The organism is Vibrio sp. ABH4_348, from assembly GCF_056159765.1.
Genome location: NZ_JBSWVW010000002.1, coordinates 522,735 through 543,169 on the forward strand (window position 1 = coordinate 522,735; position 20,435 = coordinate 543,169).

Consider the following 20,435-nt stretch of genomic DNA (forward strand, 5'->3'; position numbering starts at 1 on the left):
TTTGCATCGCGCTTTGTATCAAATGAAATTCCTGACCTATAGTTAGTGAGGTGACATCTCTTGCAAAAAAATTGCTCACATCAAATGAGCCCATTGACAGTATGTGACTGGTAACAAAAGCCAAATCTAGAGATGACTCCACTGGCTTAACTTAGGAAAGGAGACTCCATATGGGTCAATCTGCGTTGATTTCTCGCCTCAATGAATTACCTCGAATCCAAAAAGTGCTACAAGAACTGTTAGAAATGGTGAACCAAGATGAAGTCGATTTTGGCGAACTCGCGGACAAAATCGCCATGGATCAAATCCTAAGTGCTCGCTTGCTACGCATGGCTAATTCTGCCCACTTCGGCGGTAACAAAACCACATCATCGGTGAATGATGCCTTAGTCCGAGTAGGCACAGGTCCAGTAAGAACCTTGGTTGTCGCTTCCGTCCTTTCAAGTGCGTTTCCAAAGATTAAAACCTTGGACATGGACCAATATTGGGAAGACACGTTTGAGGTCGCAGTGATATCCAGCAAGTTAGGTGCTGAATCAGGGCTTGATCCCAATGAAGTCTTTACCGCCGGCGTGCTGCATAACATAGGTGACCTGATGATTCACACCTTAGTTCCAGAAGATGCAGTTAAGATTATGGAGCGTGTTAAGAACGGTGAAGATCCGATTGCCGTTCAAGAAGAGATGCTGGATGTATCTGGCCCCACTTTAGGTGCCAAACTCGCCAAATCGTGGAAGTTCCCTGATGATATGGTGGATGCCATTGAGCACTATCACGATCCACGTGAAGCCGATGTATCACCTAAACTCGCGGCTACCATACATTTTGCGAGAGAAATTCACAGCGATTGGGATACGTTAGATTCTGATCAGGCCAAAGCTACCTATCTTGCTGATCATCCTGATTCTCGACTGCTCCATATTTCATCGTTGTTTGCAGGGACGATAGACAAGTTCAGAGGGAATGGCAGAGAGCTCGCGGCGCAAATGAGCGCGGCTTAACCAGCAATCAAAAATCAGGATTAGAGCAAACTAAAAAAAGGCGCACTATGCGCCTTTTTAATTGGTATCTACCAATGATGATTAAGACCCGATCACGCCACCATCGTCTTTGGTCACCATGACAATCGCAGAGCGAGGTTTGCTATCACCACCATCAGGGAAATGAGACGGAGCGCCGCGCTCACCTGGGTGCTGAATGCCAACAAACATGGTTTTTTGATCTTCAGAAAAGGCAAGGCCTGTAATTTCACAAGCGATTGGACCGGTCATGAAGCGTCGTATTTCTCCGCTCATCGGATCGGCACACAGCATCTGATTATTGCCTTGACCGGCGAAGTTGCCCTCGTTGGAATAGTTGCCATCTGTTTGAATCCACAGACGACCAGCTTTATCAAAGCCAATGCCATCAGGACTGTTAAACATATTGTCTTTGTTAATATTGGTGCTACCTGCGTACATGGTTCCTTGATGAACTTCTGGGTTACCTGCAATCAAATATAAATCCCAATCAAAATCTGATTTAGTATGATCGCCCTGTGCTGGAGTCCAACGAATGATCTGTCCGTAGTGGTTCTCGGCTCGCGGGTTAGGCCCACCAACCGGTTGATTGTCTTTTTTGCCACGGTGTTTGTTGTTGGTCAGGGTACAGAAGACATGCTGATTATCTGGGTGTACTGCGACCCATTCCGGTCGATCCATGGTCGTAGCACCGACTTGAGTAGCGGCTTTACGTGCAAAGATCATGACTTCGGCTTGGTCGTTGAAACCGTTTTCTTTGGTTAAGCCATTTTTGCCATAAGTCAGCTCAAGCCATTCACCTTTACCTTTCAACTCACCATCTTCAATTTCGAATTTGGCTACGTACAAGGTGCCTTCTTCTAGCAAGTCTCGATTTGCTTGATTATTGCCTGGCTGATAGCGGTTCTTCGATACGAACTTGTAGAGATGTTCACCGCGCTCGTCATCGCCAAGGTACACCACCACATGGCCATCTTCATTAATCAAAAGCGCTGCGTTTTCGTGCTTAAATCGACCTAATGCCGTGCGCTTAAGCGGGGTGGACGTCGGGTCATTTGGATCAATTTCAACAACCCAGCCAAAGCGATGGGGCTCATTAGGATGTTTTGATACATCAAAACGTTCATCGTGCTTATGCCAGTTGTATCGCCCCTCTAGCTTGGCTTTTACCCCATAACGCGCGTAATTATCACTAAGCTCAACGTCTTGGCTGGTACCAAAATAGCCGTGGAAATTTTCTTCACAGGTTAGATAAGTTCCCCATGGCGTTTCACCGTTGGCACAGTTGTTAAACGTACCTAGCGGTTTCATGCCCTCTGGGTCCATTTTGGTTTTCAGTAACTCGTGGCCAGCAGCCGGACCCGTCAACATCATCTCAGTATTAGCGGTAATGCGGCGGTTTCTTTCCCCCGAGCGGTCAATCTTCCAACCATTGCTATCTTTGACCAATTCAACCACAGTAACACCGTGGGCGTTTTGTGCTTTTAGCACATCATCCGCCGTCAGCTTTTCACCTTTGTGGTCAAATAGGTATTCGTAATTGGTGTATTCGTTGTTCACCGCCAATACTGCGCGATTTTTACCAATCGGAAATACACTCATACCGTCGGTATTGTCACCAAATTGCTGCCCTTGAGCAGCCGCATTCTGCGTTCCGCTTTGGTCAAAATCAGGTGCGTTGACGAAGATAGGGTCTCCCCATGCCATCAAGGTGTCGACTTTGTAACCTTTAGGCACAATTACTGCATCTTTTGTCGATGCTGGTACCGGCTCAAAGTTGAGCAAAGATGAAGAACTCATCGCGGCAACGGCTTTGGCAACCGGGTTTAAGGTGAGAAACGCGCCAGCGCCTGCCACGGCGGTACCAGATAGAAAGGTACGTCGTGATAGCTGTGCGTTGATCATCTGACTAAATTTTGACTCTTGGTCGTTAGGCTGGCTCATCATTAACTCCACATAGGATTATCGTTATTTGTGGGCTCAGATTAGTCGGCTGACGTGACATTAGGGTTAACTTTATGTTGCTGAAATATTGGCGTTAAATGACATTTTTTGGTCAAAAACTGGCAAACACTGGATTTGCGATTAGAATCACTCTATGAAACTAATCTTCCATGAAATTGTCATACAAAAGTGATGTTCATCGTGATATAGATGTTGTCCGCAACAGAATTTTGACACAGAAACGTCGAAGTCAGTTTGTTTAGATCCTATCAACAATAACAAGAGGGATTGCATTATGAAGAAAACACGAAAAGCCCAGCTGCATCGGGTTCGCATTCAATATTGGAAAGAATGCAATAAAGAAGCAGAAAAGAAGCCGAACTAAGGCGAATAAAGTAATAGGTAGCTGGTGCTACCACCCGTTAAAAAGCTGACTACGGTCAGCTTTTTTGATCAAAAAAATGGGCCCAAGGACAGGCCCAAAAGAGAACGACAGGAGTTTAAATCTTTAGCTGTTTTACTTGGTCGACATTTTATTTTGTGGACATTCGATATAACCAATCTGCTAAAAAAGACAAGCTCATAGTTTTTGTCCCCAGCACCAACTGCTGATGTTTGCGATACAAAGCGGAGTAAATTCGATAACCGAGACGACCAGCCAAAAACGGGCCGAGCGCCAACTTACCAAACGCCTCTTTTTCCACTGCCACAATAGAGCCCTGATCGACATAGACAAAGTCGTCGAAAGACTGACCATCCAAAATAGTGTTTAGGTGCTTCGCTAAATATTTAGCCATCTGCAGTGCTGCTTGCGCCTTCGCTGGTACTTCATGACCTTCTGGTTGAGGACACGCACAGCAATCACCAATGGCGTACACGTTGCTGTCGTTTTCTGCTCGCAAATTGGGGGTGACTTTTAGTCGGCGATTGTTGGTCAGTTCCAAACCATCAAACCGGGTCAGTAACTCAGGACCAATAATGCCCGCACTCCAAATATGCAGGTCGGCGTGGTGATGAATACCATCCACGTCTTCAAGATGGCCTTCACTGACTTTGGTGATTCGACTGTTTAAGTTCACCTCACAACCCAGCTTCTCCAATTTTTCTTTTGCCTGTAAGGAAACTTTTTCTGGTAAGACAGGTAGCAAGCGAGAAGAACCCTCAAACAACCTCACTTTGATTCTTGACGGAGACATACTGATCAACTCAGCAGATAACTCAACGCCAGTGGCGCCACCACCAACAATGTTAACTTGAATTTCTTCACTATTAGGTCGATTGAGAAGGTGATTTACCCGAGTTTTTAAGGCGTTGGCTTGCTCTAGACTGTCCAAAAACTGGCAATATTGATAGACCCCTGGTGTGCCAAAATCATTGGCGTGGCTGCCTACCGCAACCACCAGTTTATCGTAACGAATTGACTGGTTGCCAAACGGTGTTGTCAGTGAAATTACCCGTTCTAGCCGATCAACACTGACTATGTCTCCCTGTACAAACTGGTAGCCTTTCTTGGCTGCATGGCTACGGTATTCTACGCGATCATTCGGACGATTGAGTTTGCCGCGAACGTATTTATGTAGCCAAGGTTTCCAAATGTGGTGATCGTTTCTATCAATTAGAATCAGGTTGAACTTTGAAGAGCCTTTTTGGGTGTTGATGATTTGCGTGACCAGTGACAGACCGCCGGCTCCGCCACCAAGGACAACAAGATTGGGTTTGGACATTGAATCACCTATTTGTTTTTATGTTGAGCCCAATCAGGCTACTCAAAAACAAATCGGTGAAACAGATTGTCTGCAGAATGGCTTTCGTGAATCATTGTCACGAATTGTTAAACTGACGTTACACAAGCAAGTGATTGTTCACCAAAGATTTACAACAACCAGGTTTGAGTGCTGTTTTCTCCCATCGCTTGTAATTCCGTGACCAAGTGATCGATAAACACTCGCGTTTTCACCGGCATAAATTCGCGACTGGTGTAATACAAATACACAGCGATGTTGGGGTCACGTCGCGCTTCCCCCACTTGAACCAACTGACCAACTCGAACGTGCTCCTTAGCTAAAAAGTGAGGTAGATACACCAGTCCCCCACCGTTGCAAGCCAACGACGTTAACGAGCTACCATTATCAGTCACTAAGGTGATTGGAGGTGATAGCTCTTGCCAGTCTTCACCCTGTTCTCGGAAAAAAATTGGTAGATATTTTCCCGATTGCTTAAAGCGAAAATGCACCCAAGGCGTGGATTCCAGCACGCGCTTATCCAACTTTTCTGGAAGTTGCGCGGCAATTTCGGGGGTGGCGTAAATCGCCATATCAATCGGTGATAGTTTTTTAGCGATCAGCCGACTGTCTTCGAGTCGGCCGCTACGGATCGCAACATCCGCACCCATTTTTACAATGTCGCTGTATTCATCGGTTAACACCATGTCGACGATAATGTCTGGGTACTTTTCCTGAAAGGCGGGAATCATGGGGCTGATATAACGCAAGCCATAGGAAACGGGTAAGGCTATTTTCAGTGTCCCTGATGGCGACCCTGTGTGCTGGGTAAGTGCGTGCTCACTTTGTTCCAATGACTCCAATACTTGTCGCACTGTTAAGAGGTATTGTTCGCCGGCTTCGGTTAAGTTCAACTGCCGAGTCGTCCGGTGAAACAATCTCACCCCAACGTCTTTTTCGAGACGAGAGACCGCCTTGCTCACCGTGGAGGGAGACTGCCCGAGAAAACTCGCCGCGGCGGCAAAGCTACCTTTGTTGGCTACCAAACTAAACAATTGCAATAAATTGAGTTTATCCATACCACTCCAACCCAAGACTGTTGAACCTTCATGAACTTTGTTCACGAATCAAGTGAAAGCCGAGCCATTTTTACATAGTTTTAAACTATTTAACATTACCTCTAAGCCGCAAATTCACCTCAGATTAGGAGAGGTTACGTGAATCAAAGGTCATCAATTTGTATTGCTGGTGATTCTGGAGATGGTGTCCAATTGACCGCCAAACCCGTCGCTCATACATTGGCAAATCACTATTTTTTGGTGTTGCAACCCGATTACCCCGCAGAAATACGTGCGCCAGCAGGAAGTGTAGATGGCGTTTCTTCGCTTCGTCTTGCGTTCTGTAATCAACCTAATGTGGTTCTTGGCGCTCACTACGATGTTTTGATTTGTTTTAATGCAGCAGCGTTAAAAGTCCATTTGCCAAAATTATCCGCTGGTGGCTACTTACTCCTTGATGAATCAGGGTTAGATGATAAATCGTTAAGCAAAGTCGGCTTAGATTCAAACGCCATAAGCGACAACGCTCTATCGCAATTCACACTAGTTCGGCACAATTTCGCAATGCTCACGTTGCGTGCTTTACAAGACCATGACCTAGACAAAAAGTCCAAACTTCGATGCAAAAACTTCTTCACTCTAGGCATCTTGTTTTGGATGTACGCACAACCTTTGGATGCAGGAAGGCAATGGCTTGAGAAGCAGTTTGCCAACAAAACCTCAGTTCTCAATGCTAACTTACAAGCGCTACAATCTGGGTATTTTTTTGCTGAGACGTTAGAGCTGCCCTCCAATCCCCCAACGGATATTTCACATCATGATAAGCCGTTAGATACGCAGCTATTCAGAGTCATTACTGGCAACCAAGCCACGGCGTTAGCGATAAAAGCCGCGACGTATCGACACCAAAAAGAAGCGGTGTTTGGCGCCTACCCGATCACCCCTGCTTCAGACATTTTGCATGAGCTCTCTGATGCCAAAGGGTTCCCCATTAGCACAGTGCAAATGGAAGATGAAATTGCCGCGGCAGGCTTAGCGTTAGGAGCAGCCTTTGCCGGAAGGCTCGGAGTGACCGCAACATCCGGCCCTGGCTTGTCGCTAAAAATGGAGACCATCAACCTCGCGGTGATGGCTGAGTTGCCCTTAGTTGTTGTCAACGTGCAACGAGCAGGCCCGTCAACTGGGATGCCGACCAAAACTGAGCAATCTGACCTGCGACTAGCGTTGTTTGGACGACACGGTGATTCAGCGATACCGGTCTTAGCCCCCATGAACGCGTCAGATTGCTATGACATCACTTTGCTCGCCTTTGATATTGCGGTCGAGTTTATGACGCCTGTCATTGTTCTATCTGACGCTACCATCGCCATGGGGGCACAATCTTGGTCTGTTCCCGATATACCCGCCCTCTATCAAAAAAACTCACAGCTAAAGCACTCGCCATTTTCTCGCGATGCGAGGACCTATGCTCGCGAATGGGTAGCTCCGGGAACTGAACATGGTATCCACAGAACAGGTGGGTTAGAAAAAGATCGAGTATCCGGAAAACCTAGCCACGATGCGCAAAACCACCAGTTGATGACCAAGCTACGCGCGCAAAAACTTCAAGCATGCGCAGCAAAAGCGCCCAAGCCACTGTACCAAACAAGCAAGCGGACGCATGTATTACTGGTCAGTTGGGGCAGTACTTTTGCCACAATCAATGCCTGTATTGATCAGTTAGATCCGACTCATGAATTCTTCAGTCACATGCACCTTAGATGTCTGCAGCCGTTGCCCAAAGATTTAGCGGATATATTTAATCAATACACCCAGGTGGTAAGTATTGAGCAAAGTCACTATCAGTTCCGGGACCTGTTGCAAAGTCACTCTGGACGGCAAGTGGTGGGTTACCAGCAGGTAGATGGTCAACCTTTAGACATTGAAAAACTAATTCGGTATTTGCAACCAATGGCTGTTTTGAAAGCGTCTGATCCAAGTAAGGAATCACAATATGGATAAGCAAACTGAAGTGCGTGCTAGCCGCAAAGACTGGGCCAGTGACCTAGAAGTAAAATGGTGCCGAGGGTGCGGAGATTTCAATGTTCTCAACGTCATGCAAAAAGTGCTAGCTCAATCGGGCAAGCAAAAACACGAGGTCGTGTTTGTGTCTGGTATTGGCTGCTCTTCAAGATTGCCTTACTATTTAAACACTTACGGATTTCACACAATCCACGGTAGGGCACCAAGCATTGCCAGTGGCGTTAAACTTGCCAATCCAGAGCTAGACGTTTGGGTCATCACCGGTGATGGCGATGCGCTAAGCATTGGCACTAACCATTACTTGCACACGTTAAGACGCAATCACAACATCAAAATTCTGCTGTTTAACAACGCCGTTTATGGATTGACCAAAGGGCAAGCCTCTCCCACTTCTAATCTGGGTCAGCAGGGTCCGTCAACGCCTCAAGGTGTGGTAGACAGACCGCTAAACCCACTTGCAACGGCACTCTCCAGTGGTGCCAGCTTCGTTGCGCGAACCGTGGATAACGACGCGAAACATTTAAGTGATGTACTCAAACGAGCCGCGCAGCACCAAGGCACTGCGGTTGTCGAAATTTTGCAAAACTGTGTGATTTTTAATGACGGTGTTCATAACAGTTACTACGGCCCCAAAAATCGAAGTAAACACTTACTTTATTTAAAAGATAATCACCCTCTATCTTTTGATAACGACAGTTATAGGTTGGAACCGCAAGCCTTTGGATTTTCAAAAATAGCCAACTATCCAGACGCTGAGTCTTCACCATCTATGTTTAATCACAATGAGCAATTGGGTAGTGAGTACGCTTTTGCGCTATCACAACTCATCTATCCAGAATTCCCCGTCCCTGTTGGGATATTAAGGTGTGTGAGTTCTCCAACATTCGAATCCATCAAAACCAAACAAAGCCCAATACCTGTAGCTGAATTGGCACAAAAACTGAACGCTGAGCTAAACGCAGACACTGTAAAACGGATTATCTAGATAACTTGTAGGAGGTTTACAGTTTACGAACGGCGGTCACCGTCACTTCAATTAATACATCGCCTTCTAGTGCGACTCCCAAACACGCGCGTTGTGGCCAATGTTGGGGGTTGTCACCAAGCCATTTACACCAGATACCATCCATTTGAAGCTTATCTGCCATATTAGCGATATAAACTTGCGCGCTAACGATTTGAGATTTGTCTGAGCCCAATTCGACTAAGTTGTCTTGGATTGTTTGAAGAGTTTGCTCGGTTTGCGCCGCAATATCGAGGGACGTATCAGCTGCAGTTGCAACGGTCCACACTAGGTCTTGGTAAGCACTGGACTTGTTTCGGCCTTGGTATTTGCCGCGTTTTCTTTCAATAAGGTTAGACATGGTCAGTAGAGTTAATCGATTGAATAATTTTGGATTCTATGTCGAATCCTCCACTAACCAAAACGACCAAATGTTATTCCTGATATAAGTGCTCGTTATTTAGCTCTGGTCGAGCCTAGAGGTCTACTTCGAGATCTTCTTCGTCTAGCATGGATTGGCATTTGATTTCGTATTGATTGAAACTAAAGATACTCGGCCCATGAGTACGCTTGGTTAACACTTTTTCGTCGCCAAACTGAATGGTGACATGAGTGAACACTTTGCCTGTCACTTCCACAATATTTTGCTCAAGCATGGAGTTGAGTTCTAACTCCCAACTGTCTCTCGCATTAAGGGATTGCTCTAATTTAGAGTTGGCTTGAGACTTCATCAACTCAAGTTGTTTTTCTTCATCAGGGCCGCGCTCAGCTTTTGGCTTTTTCTTAAATTCGAGTTCTTTGCGGACCAAATCCATGGTCCTTTCCTGCGCTTGCTGATAATACTCTTTTAACTTATTGAAGCGTTCTTTGTACATGTTGTATCTGGCATAAGCTTCTAGGTGGGTCGCAGTATCACCTTCGACCCCTAAATTAACGCAGGTAACTTTTTCACCCACCTTAATATTGCCGCCACTCAAAGTTCCTTGTTTGCCCGCTTCATCTGAGACAATTAAGTTGTGACCGCAGCGCACTATACTGTTCATACAATGTACGGTGAGTTTGATGTCTTCGGCGGCTTGAAGCTCGCAGAACTGAGCATAATTGGCAGTGATGTGGCCGCCGGATTTCACCACACAGGATTTTTCTTCGTCATCATCGACCGCATGACCAATAATGCCTTTTCCAACTTGAATATCGCCCTGAACTTGTACATCCGCCGACTCGATAAACCCGGCGACAGTTAGTGAACCCGTGACTCTGACCACCATGTCAGATTCGATATCGCCTGTTACCACGACGTTGCCTTTGAATTTGATATGGCCAGTCGCAACACCAATGTTCTTTAAACAAAGTGCATCTTCAACTTCAACCGATTTATCTTTGAACATTGGCATACCAGACACGCTGGCAATCAGGAGGTTGGGATCCTTTTTACTGATTTCAGAACCTTTACTGGCTTTCATCATCAGATCTTTGCCAGGCTGTGGTGGAATCACTTTACCTAAGACCGTAATGCCGGGGCGACCTTTTGTTGCAGGAATCCGCTTCATTAATGGCTCCCCCACATCGACCGTAATGGTTTCACCTAGATCCAGCATATCGACTTTGCCATCGGTTTCTTTGGGGGCAAGAATGCGTTTAGTCGGGTCTTCAACCATTGGCTGAAACTGGGTATCACGTCCTTGAACTGGATTGATTCCTTGAGCAACAGGCTGTTCAACCGTTTCGCCAGCCTTCAGGTGTTGACTGTCCGCAAGCGCTTTTTTTAGCGCGTTTTTGTTGATGCCTTTGACGACTTTCGCTTCATTGAGTGCTTCAACAATTTGTGAGGCAGTCAGCGGCTTACCTCCATAGGCGCCGGTAACCGTGAGAGTGGCGAGCATATCTTGCTCAGACAAAGAGACGTTGACAGTCGCATTTTGCTGACGAGCGATTACTACGCCCACAAAAGCTTCACTTTTGGCTTGTTGGGCGTAAGACACAAAACGGGCGACTTCATCATCGAGTAATCGCCAATGATCAACATTGAGTGCTTTGAGTGCAGGTTCAAGACCGTTGGTACCAAACGTATGGTCAACACTCATCTCAGGTTGAAGCTTAGCAATAACCTCTTGATTATTATCAGATATTGCAATCAGCTTTGCCCACATATCACATCTCACTACAGCCTAAGTTCACGCCAGTGTATAGAAAATGAGACAATGCCCAAAGTAATCATGCTTAAAAGTACGGCATCCGTCACTGGCTTGAGCCAAGCGCACTCAAGATCTTAAACCTATTTGCGCTCACTTGGGTTGCTACCTTTACAGTGTAAATCCTAAATCAAAGATCGTCACTGAGCCCCATCAAACTAACAAGCATAAAAAATGCCACCAGACTTTGGTGGCATTAAAATTTCATACTAAAGTGCTAAATCACTTAATTGCTAAAGAGATGTGGGGAAGGCATGAGGTTTATCCAGACTGTAAACCACATCGACGGTTTTTCCTTCATTCGAATATTCAAGGCTGTCACACAACTCGTGAATCAGAACTATCCCTCTACCGTGAACCTCTTCTTCATTTTGAGTATCTTGCACTTTGGAATAATCAAAGCCACTACCATTATGCTCTAGTCGGAATTCTACCTTAGTCGGTGAAGGCTGATAGGTCATTGTCAACTCAATCCATGCATCTGGCGTTAGGTTTTGTAAGCGCTCCTCTCTCATTTGGTAGTAAACAAAGAAGCCATCTTCCTGCTCTTTGATCGACGAGTCCAAATCCAGTAACCCGTGGTCTATGGCATTGGCAAATAGCTCAGACAACACCGAACAAACTAAATCGAGATGGCTGGTTTTACTTATTACACCACTAACAAAACGACGCAGTTCTGTCATCACTGAGATTTGTTTTAGTATCGCAGCGTCATATTTCAACGTTGAGGTGACAGGTACCTTAGATAACACAGCTTTGGAGTCGTTAACCTCGCTCACTGTGTCGCTAACAATAGGAAAAGTCATAGACAAAATAGACAAATCATCATCGGCGACTTCCGTAGCAAAATCTTTCACCGCCTTGTAGAGCTGTGGAATCGTCTTGTTTCCATCGGAAATGACTTGTTCCAATCTCGTCTGACCAAACTGCTCGCCATCGTGATTACTGGCTTCTACCACACCATCGGTATAACAAATCAGTTGTTGCCCAGGGACCAGTTTGTAATGTTCGATATTGTGTTCAAATTCCTCGCCTTCCAATACCCCAAGAGGCATGTGCTTAGATTCCAGTTTGCTTACAATGTTGTTTTGCTCATCGACAATAAACGCATCGGGCAAGCCACCTCCCCACCAAGACACTTCGAGGCCATCTGCACGAATTTCAAATACACTGGCGGCTAGCATCATTCCCATAGGGAGAAATCTCACCAAAGAGGCATTCACCTCTTCAACAATATCTCCGAGCGGTAAACCTTTAGCGGCCATGGTAAAAAAAGCGCGGGTGGCAGGTATCGCTGAAATTGCAGCGGGCAAACCATGCCCTGTGGCGTCGGCGATCATCGCGTAGATACCGCCATGAGGGCGATTGGCAACCACAATTAAGTCACCATTAAACACGGTCGATGGGGTGGATATGTAATGAATACCAGAGATGTGCTCAACTTGGGTACTCATTTCTTCCATTAAATTCGCGAAGATGGACTCTGCTATCGTGTAGTCGTATTGAACTTGTTCATGGAAGTGTCGTAGCTCATCGCGATGATTGCTCACTTCCTTGTGCATTTTGACGATTCGATAATGCGCCTGAACTTTAGCGAGTAAAACACTTCTGTCTACGGGCTTTAGGATAAAGTCATCACCGAGAGTCAAACAACGCTCAAAAGAGTCATGGTCATCCAACACGGTCAGGAAGATAATGGGAATCAAGGTGTCGGGGAAGGCTTGTCGTATCTCTGCCGCGGTATCAAACCCATCCTTCACTGGCATCATCACATCAAGCAAAATAAGATCTGGCAACACATCCATTTCTTGCATTGCTTCGACGACACCAACGCCGTTTTCAAAGGAGTCAAAATGCTCGACCATTGGGCCCAGCATAAAGCGGCACAATTCTCTGTTGGTCGCGTGATCATCAACTACCATTACTCTCATCACACACCTCCCCTGTAATGGCTGTTATTCGATCACAAACTTTTTATCGAATCGTGAAATTAGAAGGATCTTCCGGACTTGAGGTAAGGTATTGATAATTCTGATCGAACCATCACCTTGTGAAAGAAACTTGTGCATGTTCAAAAGCATGCCAAGGCCCGCACTATCTATGTAGTCGACTTTTCTCAAATCGATTACGTACTTTAAGTCCTTCCTTTCGCTGTAACACTTGCGAAACTCTTGAACCAGTTTGAATTCAAATGCGCCTTCAATACTGATCACTGCGCTTTTGTTACTTTCATCTATCGTCATGTTGACGGCCATACGTTCTCCTTAAAAAAGCTCAACATCGCCTTCTTCAATATTTGACTGGTTGGCGGCTGGCTCGCCGCGGCTGCTCACTTGACTATCCAATTGTTCAATGACGGCTTTTAACTGTTCACAGGAAAGCTGACCTCGAAGAAAACCGTCTACCGCTTCCATAAGCTCTGTATAAAAGTCTAGTGAACCCTGCGCATAATCGCCTTGCTGAACAATAATATCGGCAAACTGAAGCGCTCGGATGCCATTATCAACTTGGGTGTGTAGTTGTGATCCGAGCTCGTGGATTCGCTTCACTTCTTGTTCGACTTCCTTATTTATCTCTTGAACGGCAGATAACATGGTGTCTACCCGTTCTTTGGACTCTATCGCTTCCGTCATATCAATCGAGGCCATTTCGCCCACCATCTTGCTCGCTTCGGCAACCGTTTCCTGTGCGACGTTGATTTCTGTTTCTATCTCATCATTGAGCTTGTGAGCTTGTACAGAAAGGTTTCGAACCTCTTGCGCTACGACAGCAAACCCCCGTCCGGCTTCGCCGGCTCTCGCGGCTTCAATCGCGGCATTAAGGGCGAGCAAATTGGTTTGTTCCGATAGCCCTCTGACCTGATTAATCAACTTAAATACCGTATCTAACTTGTCCGACATATCGTGAATACTGTGTACTGCGGAAATACTCTTTTCGGATACGTTGACTAAGGTATCAACAAACTGCACGACGATTTGCTCGGTCTTGGGCAACACTTGTGCAATGTCTCTATCGCCGCCATCCGAACTCATCAATGTGCCAACCAAGTTTTCCGTCATGGCGTTTTGTTGCTCCGCCAACTTTTGCAGTGCAAAGTAACTTTCGTTCAAGGTTTCAACCGACTCGTCGACAACCTGCCTTTGGCGGGATAAAGGATCAGAAACTTGTTTGGTGATTGTGTCGCTGAGTTGTTTTGTACCAACCAAACGAGTGGCCTGAGCAAGAGAACCTTGGCCAGTATTGTCAGAGGATTTAGTTTGAGTCCCAGCGCAAAGATAGTTAATAAAGATCCAAGGTAGCGCTGCAGCCAAAACGGCTAGTCCCACCGCATAATAGGTTGAAGAGGAATAAGATAAAGCAACTAAAACGGTGACTTGAGCGGTTAACACACCAAGCCTAGTATTTCGTATTTTAGTTTTATTTATCGTTGCGCTCATGCGGTCACCTAGCTTTTACTAAACGGTATTTTTTTGATTTTGAGTAAACTGCTCACAGATCACTTTGGCTACCTTATCCAAGTCAACTAGGTGGTCGACCACCCCCAACTCATAGGCCACCTTTGGCATTCCCCATACCACACTGGAGTTTTGGTCTTGCGCAATTGTTACCGCACCCAGATCATGCATTCTTTGCATTCCTTTGGCGCCGTCATTGCCCATTCCCGTTAAAATAACGCCAATGGCTTTCCCCCTCACTGCCTCGGCAATAGAGTCAAACATCACGTCTACTGAAGGTTTATGTCGATTAACTGGTGGGCCATCATCTTGTTGGCAATACAAATGGTTGCCACGTTTAGTAATGACCAAGTGTTTGTCTCCAGATGCCACATAAGCAACGCCGTTGATCAAAGGTGCCTTTGAAGCCTGTAATTCTCGCACTGTAATATCACTGCTCGCGTCTAGTCTTTTGGCAAATGACTCGGAAAACATGGCACTGATGTGCTGTGAAATTACGATTGGCGGCAGGTTTCCAGGAAGCGCAGATAAAACATGTCGAACCGCTTCTGTACCACCAGTGGAAGCCCCAATCGCTATTACTTCAAATTGATTACTTCGTTGCGAGCCGACATGTTGACGTTCAACCACATTCTTTTCACTGCGAGTGACGACTCCTTTAACGTTTGCGGTCGCCGCCATTTTGATTTTGTTGACCACTTCAGCTTTGTAACTCAATAGGTCTGCCGAGCTATCCACTGCCGGTTTGGGAAAGTAATCAACCGCACCCAATTCAAGCGCTACCAAAGTTGGCTCAGCGCCGTGCTGGGTCAAAGTGGAGATCATGACCACTGGCATCGGTCTCAGCCGCATCAGGTTTTTGAGAAACTGAACCCCATTCATTTTCGGCATTTCAATGTCTAGTGTAAGCACATCGGGATTGAGTTTTTTAATGAGTTCGCGCGCTTCATACGGGTCTTGAGCGGTACCAACCACTTCGAGGTCGTCGTCAGATTCGATCACTTGCTGTAGCAAGGCTCGAAAAACGGGAGAATCGTCAACCACCAACACTCGTGTTTTTTTCATTAGAATAGCTCCACGTCATCATCGTGAGGACGATGAGATTCTTTATCCAAGTTTGAGGCGTATTTTTCTTCTTCTTGTTGTAGATGATGAATTTCAGTAAATGGAATCCGCTTTAACCACGCCCGGCCAGATTGAGGGTCAAACAAAATTTTTCGCGGCTCCATACCTCCGAGGTCTTGCGCCACAACATGTAAAGATTCTTGTTCTATGTAATTAAGAATGAACTCGATGTTCTTCTTACCTATCATGGAAAAACGGCCCATCATCTGTGCACCACCAAACACCTTAACCAACAAACGATCTCGGCTCGCGCCTTTGGACAACAAAGTGTTGATCAACATCTCCATCGCATAACTGCCGTATCGAGATGCCGTCGAAATCACTTCATCCGGATGCCAATGGCGCATTTGATCTTGACTGTCGAAAGGCAAAAGAAAGTGATTCATACCGCCGATTTCAAGCTCTGGGTCCCAAATACAGGCGGAAATACAAGAACCCAGTCCAGTGGCGATAATTTCCGCATCTCCCGTGCAATACAAGCCACCAGGCAGAACCTTCACCATATGCGCATTTTTTCTAGAATTGAAAAATCGGTTGTAGTGACTGTTTTCGTATGCGCTTTCGTTATAGCGATTAAGACCAGACATTCCCTTTCCCTACTGTTTTACGTATATCGTGTGACCGAGGTGATGGAACAAGTTGGCACAGCTCCCAACGCTCTCGGAATGTCCTAAAAACAGCACTCCATTTGGTACCAATGCGTCGTAAAATTTTTTAATCAAGGTCTCTTGCGTAGGCTTATCAAAATAAATCATCACATTACGGCAAGAGATCAAATGAAAAGGTTGTTCAAATTTCCAGTTGTCCAACAAGTTGATCTGTTGAAAATTTATGAACTGCTGAAAAAACTTCGCGACTTTGATTTGTCCAATATGGCTGCCTTTCCCTCTCATAAAACACGGTTTTAAGTATTCCTTGGGTATCGAGCTTAGTGACTCCTCAGAATACACGCCGGTTTTGGCAGTATTGAGTACATTGGTATCGAGATCACTGGCCACAATATCGAGCTCATCCATCCACTCAAAAGCGCCACCATGCTGCAAAGACGAAATGAAACTATACGGCTCTTGTCCAGTGGAACACCCTGCAGACCATATCCTTACCCCAGTTTGGTTATGACTTTGCCACTCTTTGAGTAAGACTTTTTCGAGAAATTCAAAATGATGAAACTCGCGAAAAAAATCGGTTTTATTAGTCGTCAAGGAATTGATAAAGTGCATGCGCTCTTCATCATCGCTTTCTATGACTTCCCGATAATCAATAAAACGTCGTAGGCCGAGCCGACGCATTTGTCGGCTGACACGGCCATACACCATGGCTTGCTTTCTATCGTTGAGAAATATTCCAACGTTTTTATGCATAAACCATTGGATAAACTTGAAGTCTTTGCTTGTGAGTTCAAACTCCTGCTCAGTCATTTTTTCCTCTGAAACTTGGGTTAAAACTCTTCCCATTCGTCTCCATCCTCGCTCGCATTGAAGCCGCTGTTACCACCCGATACTTTGGTGCCTCGCAGCTCGCGAACATTACTTTTAGCCGAGCTTACCGGGCGTTTGGCTGCAGGGCGACTCGGTTGGCGGCTTTCAAACGTCGCCACATTATCGTCAGTGCTAAAGAAGTTCATCAAGTTGATAAGCTCTTTACCTTCATCTCTGAGTGATTGACTAGCCGCAGATGTTTCTTCAACCAAGGACGCATTCTGCTGAGTCATTTCGTCCATGGCGGAAACGGCACGGTTAATCTCATCGATTCCGGTTGATTGTTCGATACTGCTTGATGCAATCTGCGCAATCAGCTCGCCCACTTTTTCCACTGCTTCTACTATCTCATTGAGCGTAGCCCCTGATTCGTCGACAAGGCGTGAGCCCTCGTCCACTTTTTCAACACTGTCGTTAATAAGGCCTTTAATTTCTTTGGCCGCCGCTGCGCTTCGTTGGGCTAGATTGCGAACCTCGCCGGCCACCACAGCAAAGCCGCGACCTTGTTCACCTGCACGCGCCGCCTCAACCGCAGCATTAAGTGCAAGCAAGTTGGTTTGGAAGGCAATTTCATCGATAACGCCAATAATGTCGGCGATTTTTTTACTCGCAGAGTTGATTTCTGACATCGCGGATACAGCTTGCCCAACAACTTCTCCCCCTTTGCTGGCTTTTTTAGTAGCGTCATCGGCAAGTGAAGTGGCTCCCTTCGCGTTGTCTGCATTTTGTCTGACGGTTGCAGTCATCTCTTCCATGCTGGCCGCGGTTTCTTCTAGGTTGGAAGCCTGAGCTTCAACACGCTGGCTCAAATCGTTGTTGCCGTCGGCTATCTCGGTTGAGGCCGTAGCCACTCGCGCCGAAGATTGGGTAATTTTGTCAACCATATTACGAAGGTTAAGGATTGAAGTATTAACCGCATTGGACAAGCGACCCAAGTCTCCTTGGCTCTCATCCATCGTTTCATTGAGGTTGCCGTCGGCGACTGAACTCATTACGTCAATACATTGCCCTAAAGGCCCAACTACGGCTTCAAGCAAGTTGTTGATGCCGTCACCCAGCTCTTTCATAAAGCCGCTATAGGCTTTGGTGTCTATTCGGTCACTCAAGTCACCACTGATCGCTTTTTGAATCAGTGTTTCTACTTGACGTTGACCGTCCCGCTGCTCAGTTATGTCTTCCCATTGCAACGCTGGGCCAATGAAAGTGCCATCAGAATCGCGCATCGCGATACAAGTTAAGTTGAATTCGAGACTGCCGACTTTGATATCCGAACTGAATGGCAGACGGTCTGGATTGGCGATAATGCTTTGCTGGTGGTTTGGATTTTGATGGAAGGTATCCATGCTGACACCAACCAACTTGTCTGCGCTGAATCCAGGCATAGCTTCTTGCAGCTCCCGCTCTCGCCCTTTCAGCAATCGATGTAACGATGGGTTTAAGTAGGTAATCACGCCATTTTTGTCAGCCATCATTAAGTTGGTAGTCATACCTTCAACCGCTGAAACCAAGCTGCCTACTTGAGTCTCTTGCTTGCGCAATTCGGTCACATCACTCCATTCCAAGGTATTGCCAATGTAATTCCCTTGCGCGTCGTGAATCGCGGCCACATTCAATTCGATGATGACATCTTGAATGGTAATGTCTGTCTTGTGAGGTAGGTTACTAGGGTCAGCCAAAAGTTGTCTTTGATGCGCTGGGTTGCGGTGGAATTCATCGATACAACGTCCCATTAACCACTCTTCACTCGCGGTAAAGCCAGGCCACACCGTTCTAAATGTGGTTTGATGTTTTTGGAACAACTCCAACGTTTGTTGGTTGGCGTAGGTGATATTAAAATCTCTATCTATCATCACCATCGCGGTTTGAGCTTGATCGACGGCGGCCTGCAAACGTGCCATGTCATTTTTGTCTTGTAACGTTTGGGTGACATCCTGCCATTCGAGCGTGTTACCGACGTATTGGCCCTGCTCATCAATAATAGCGCCAACATTCAGCTCGATTTTAACGCCCTTAATATCAATAGTTGTGACATAGGGCATATTGCCAGGGTTGGAGAGAAGCTGACGCTGATGCGCTGGATTGGCATGAAATCCGTCTATACAAAATCCCATCAAGTGGTCTTCATCGGCTCTAAAGTTAGGCCACACAGATTGGAATAGCACTTCATGTACTTTGAGCAACTCAATCGACTTACGGTTGACAAAGGTAATGTTGAAATCTCTGTCAATCATCATCAAAGCCGTCTGCGCGGCGTTTAATGCCGATAAAAGCTGAGCATGGGAAATGCCATGTTCGGGCTCAGGATCGGGATCGGGCTCGTATCCGGCCAACGGGTCTTCGTAAACCGGCGTTTGCGGTTGTACTTGTGCGGGTTGCTGCGGTTGGTTGTTTTGCTTCCAAAATGCCATGTGTCACCTCTGCTTATGCTTCTTCCATTGCGACCTTATGCAGCTCGTCAACATCAAAAAGCGCATCCAGGTTAATTAGTATTAGATGTCCGTTGTCTACCGAGGCTATGCCTCTGATAAATAGATAATCCACTGAGCTCACGACGTTTGGCGCCGCTTTGATTTCGTCATCTGACAAGTCGTAGACTTCAGAAACCCCATCAACAATGATGCCCAATGGTTTAAATTCTGAATCATTAAGAACAATCACCACGGTAGTGGCCGTGATTTCAGCCGGAGCCAATTGAAAACGTTGTCTAAGGTCGACTATGGGCACATACTCGCCACGAATTTCTAGCACCCCAATCAAGAATTCAGGCGAATTAGGGATCGCTCGAACCTCACTCCACCCTCTTACTTCCCGCACATCTAGAATAGGGACGCCATATTCTTCTTGTTCTAGAACGAAACTGAGAAACTCTTGAGACATATTCAAACCTTTTTCAGCACGTGTTCAATGTTGAGTAATTCGTTGGTATCAAACAGCGACATTACTTGTTCATCGACATTAATCATGCCTTGCAAATACGGGGTCACTTGAGATTCACCAATTGAAGGATAGAGTTCGTTGTTGCCCTGCCCTACAACGTCACTGACCGCATCGACAACCAGCCCCATCAGCCTTTCTTCTCCATCCGCATCACTGCGCAGCACAATCACAACGGTTGTGGGTAAGTATTCGCTGACTCCCAATGCAAAGCGAATACGTAAGTCAATGACAGGAACAATCATGCCTCTTAAGTTGATCACCCCTTTGACGTGTTGTGGCGAATGAGGAATTGGGGTGGGACGCTCCCAAACACGGATCTCTTCCACATCGTTAATTTCAACCCCATATAACTCATCAGCCAGTTGGAAACTCAAAAAGTCTGCACTCTCACTGGCATCTTCACGGTCACCCAAAGGTATCGCAGGGGGTGTATGTTTCACTTCAGAGGCAATTTCCGTTTGTTCCATACCATTCTCTCAAT

The 20,435-nt window shown here is 46.1% G+C and carries 17 protein-coding genes; 3 read left to right on the forward strand and 14 right to left on the reverse strand.

Features of this window, described 5'->3' with window-relative positions; genetic code table 11:
• Window positions 1–170: 170 nt before the first annotated feature.
• A complete protein-coding gene (locus ACXAFJ_RS16135; RefSeq protein ID WP_475324831.1) occupies window positions 171–1,001 on the forward strand; it encodes an HDOD domain-containing protein in 831 nt (276 codons plus the stop codon).
• Between the two features lie 81 nt (window positions 1,002–1,082).
• Here ACXAFJ_RS16135 and ACXAFJ_RS16140 read toward each other — a convergent pair whose 3' ends face one another.
• The 3 genes from ACXAFJ_RS16140 to ACXAFJ_RS16150 form a co-directional block, all read right to left on the reverse strand.
• A complete protein-coding gene (locus ACXAFJ_RS16140; RefSeq protein WP_475324833.1) occupies window positions 1,083–2,963 on the reverse strand; it encodes a PhoX family protein in 1,881 nt (626 codons plus the stop codon).
• Window positions 2,964–3,496: 533 nt separating this feature from the next.
• On the reverse strand, window positions 3,497–4,687 hold the full coding sequence (locus ACXAFJ_RS16145; RefSeq protein ID WP_475324834.1) for an NAD(P)/FAD-dependent oxidoreductase: 1,191 nt from the start codon (window positions 4,685–4,687) through the stop codon (window positions 3,497–3,499).
• A 149-nt stretch (window positions 4,688–4,836) separates the two neighbouring features.
• Window positions 4,837–5,763, reverse strand: coding sequence for a LysR family transcriptional regulator (locus ACXAFJ_RS16150; protein WP_475324835.1), 927 nt, complete (start codon window positions 5,761–5,763; stop codon window positions 4,837–4,839).
• Between the two features lie 138 nt (window positions 5,764–5,901).
• Here ACXAFJ_RS16150 and ACXAFJ_RS16155 point away from each other — a divergent pair, with 138 nt between their 5' ends.
• A complete protein-coding gene (locus ACXAFJ_RS16155) occupies window positions 5,902–7,743 on the forward strand; it encodes a 2-oxoacid:acceptor oxidoreductase subunit alpha (RefSeq protein WP_475324837.1) in 1,842 nt (613 codons plus the stop codon).
• Window positions 7,736–8,749: a 2-oxoacid:ferredoxin oxidoreductase subunit beta gene (locus ACXAFJ_RS16160; protein WP_475324838.1), complete on the forward strand. Its 1,014-nt coding sequence runs from the start codon at window positions 7,736–7,738 to the stop codon at window positions 8,747–8,749. Before ACXAFJ_RS16155 ends, ACXAFJ_RS16160 begins: the two co-directional genes overlap by 8 nt.
• A gap of 16 nt (window positions 8,750–8,765) precedes the next feature.
• Here ACXAFJ_RS16160 and ACXAFJ_RS16165 read toward each other — a convergent pair whose 3' ends face one another.
• From ACXAFJ_RS16165 to ACXAFJ_RS16215, 11 genes are all read right to left on the reverse strand, one after another.
• Complete coding sequence (locus ACXAFJ_RS16165; RefSeq protein ID WP_475324840.1) at window positions 8,766–9,128, reverse strand: RidA family protein; 363 nt, start codon at window positions 9,126–9,128, stop codon at window positions 8,766–8,768.
• A 115-nt stretch (window positions 9,129–9,243) separates the two neighbouring features.
• Window positions 9,244–10,917, reverse strand: coding sequence for a DUF342 domain-containing protein (locus tag ACXAFJ_RS16170; RefSeq protein ID WP_475324841.1), 1,674 nt, complete (start codon window positions 10,915–10,917; stop codon window positions 9,244–9,246).
• Between the two features lie 275 nt (window positions 10,918–11,192).
• Window positions 11,193–12,890, reverse strand: coding sequence for an ATP-binding SpoIIE family protein phosphatase (locus tag ACXAFJ_RS16175; RefSeq protein WP_475324843.1), 1,698 nt, complete (start codon window positions 12,888–12,890; stop codon window positions 11,193–11,195).
• 24 nt (window positions 12,891–12,914) lie between these two features.
• Window positions 12,915–13,214, reverse strand: coding sequence for an STAS domain-containing protein (locus ACXAFJ_RS16180; protein WP_475324844.1), 300 nt, complete (start codon window positions 13,212–13,214; stop codon window positions 12,915–12,917).
• A gap of 9 nt (window positions 13,215–13,223) precedes the next feature.
• Window positions 13,224–14,396 carry a methyl-accepting chemotaxis protein gene (locus ACXAFJ_RS16185; RefSeq protein WP_475324845.1) on the reverse strand — a complete coding sequence of 391 codons (1,173 nt, stop codon included), beginning with the start codon at window positions 14,394–14,396 and terminating at the stop codon, window positions 13,224–13,226.
• A gap of 18 nt (window positions 14,397–14,414) precedes the next feature.
• Complete coding sequence (locus ACXAFJ_RS16190) at window positions 14,415–15,479, reverse strand: protein-glutamate methylesterase/protein-glutamine glutaminase (protein ID WP_475324847.1); 1,065 nt, start codon at window positions 15,477–15,479, stop codon at window positions 14,415–14,417.
• Window positions 15,479–16,126: a chemotaxis protein CheD gene (locus tag ACXAFJ_RS16195; RefSeq protein WP_475324848.1), complete on the reverse strand. Its 648-nt coding sequence runs from the start codon at window positions 16,124–16,126 to the stop codon at window positions 15,479–15,481. Before ACXAFJ_RS16195 ends, ACXAFJ_RS16190 begins: the two co-directional genes overlap by 1 nt.
• A gap of 9 nt (window positions 16,127–16,135) precedes the next feature.
• A complete protein-coding gene (locus tag ACXAFJ_RS16200; RefSeq protein WP_475324849.1) occupies window positions 16,136–16,993 on the reverse strand; it encodes a CheR family methyltransferase in 858 nt (285 codons plus the stop codon).
• The gene (gene aer2, locus ACXAFJ_RS16205; RefSeq protein WP_475324851.1) at window positions 16,978–19,425 is read right to left on the reverse strand and encodes an aerotaxis transducer Aer2; all 2,448 of its coding nucleotides are present in this window, start codon (window positions 19,423–19,425) and stop codon (window positions 16,978–16,980) included. Before aer2 ends, ACXAFJ_RS16200 begins: the two co-directional genes overlap by 16 nt.
• Before the next feature lie 13 nt (window positions 19,426–19,438).
• On the reverse strand, window positions 19,439–19,894 hold the full coding sequence (locus ACXAFJ_RS16210) for a chemotaxis protein CheW (protein WP_475324852.1): 456 nt from the start codon (window positions 19,892–19,894) through the stop codon (window positions 19,439–19,441).
• Between the two features lie 2 nt (window positions 19,895–19,896).
• Window positions 19,897–20,421: a chemotaxis protein CheW gene (locus ACXAFJ_RS16215; protein ID WP_475324853.1), complete on the reverse strand. Its 525-nt coding sequence runs from the start codon at window positions 20,419–20,421 to the stop codon at window positions 19,897–19,899.
• Window positions 20,422–20,435: the final 14 nt, after the last annotated feature.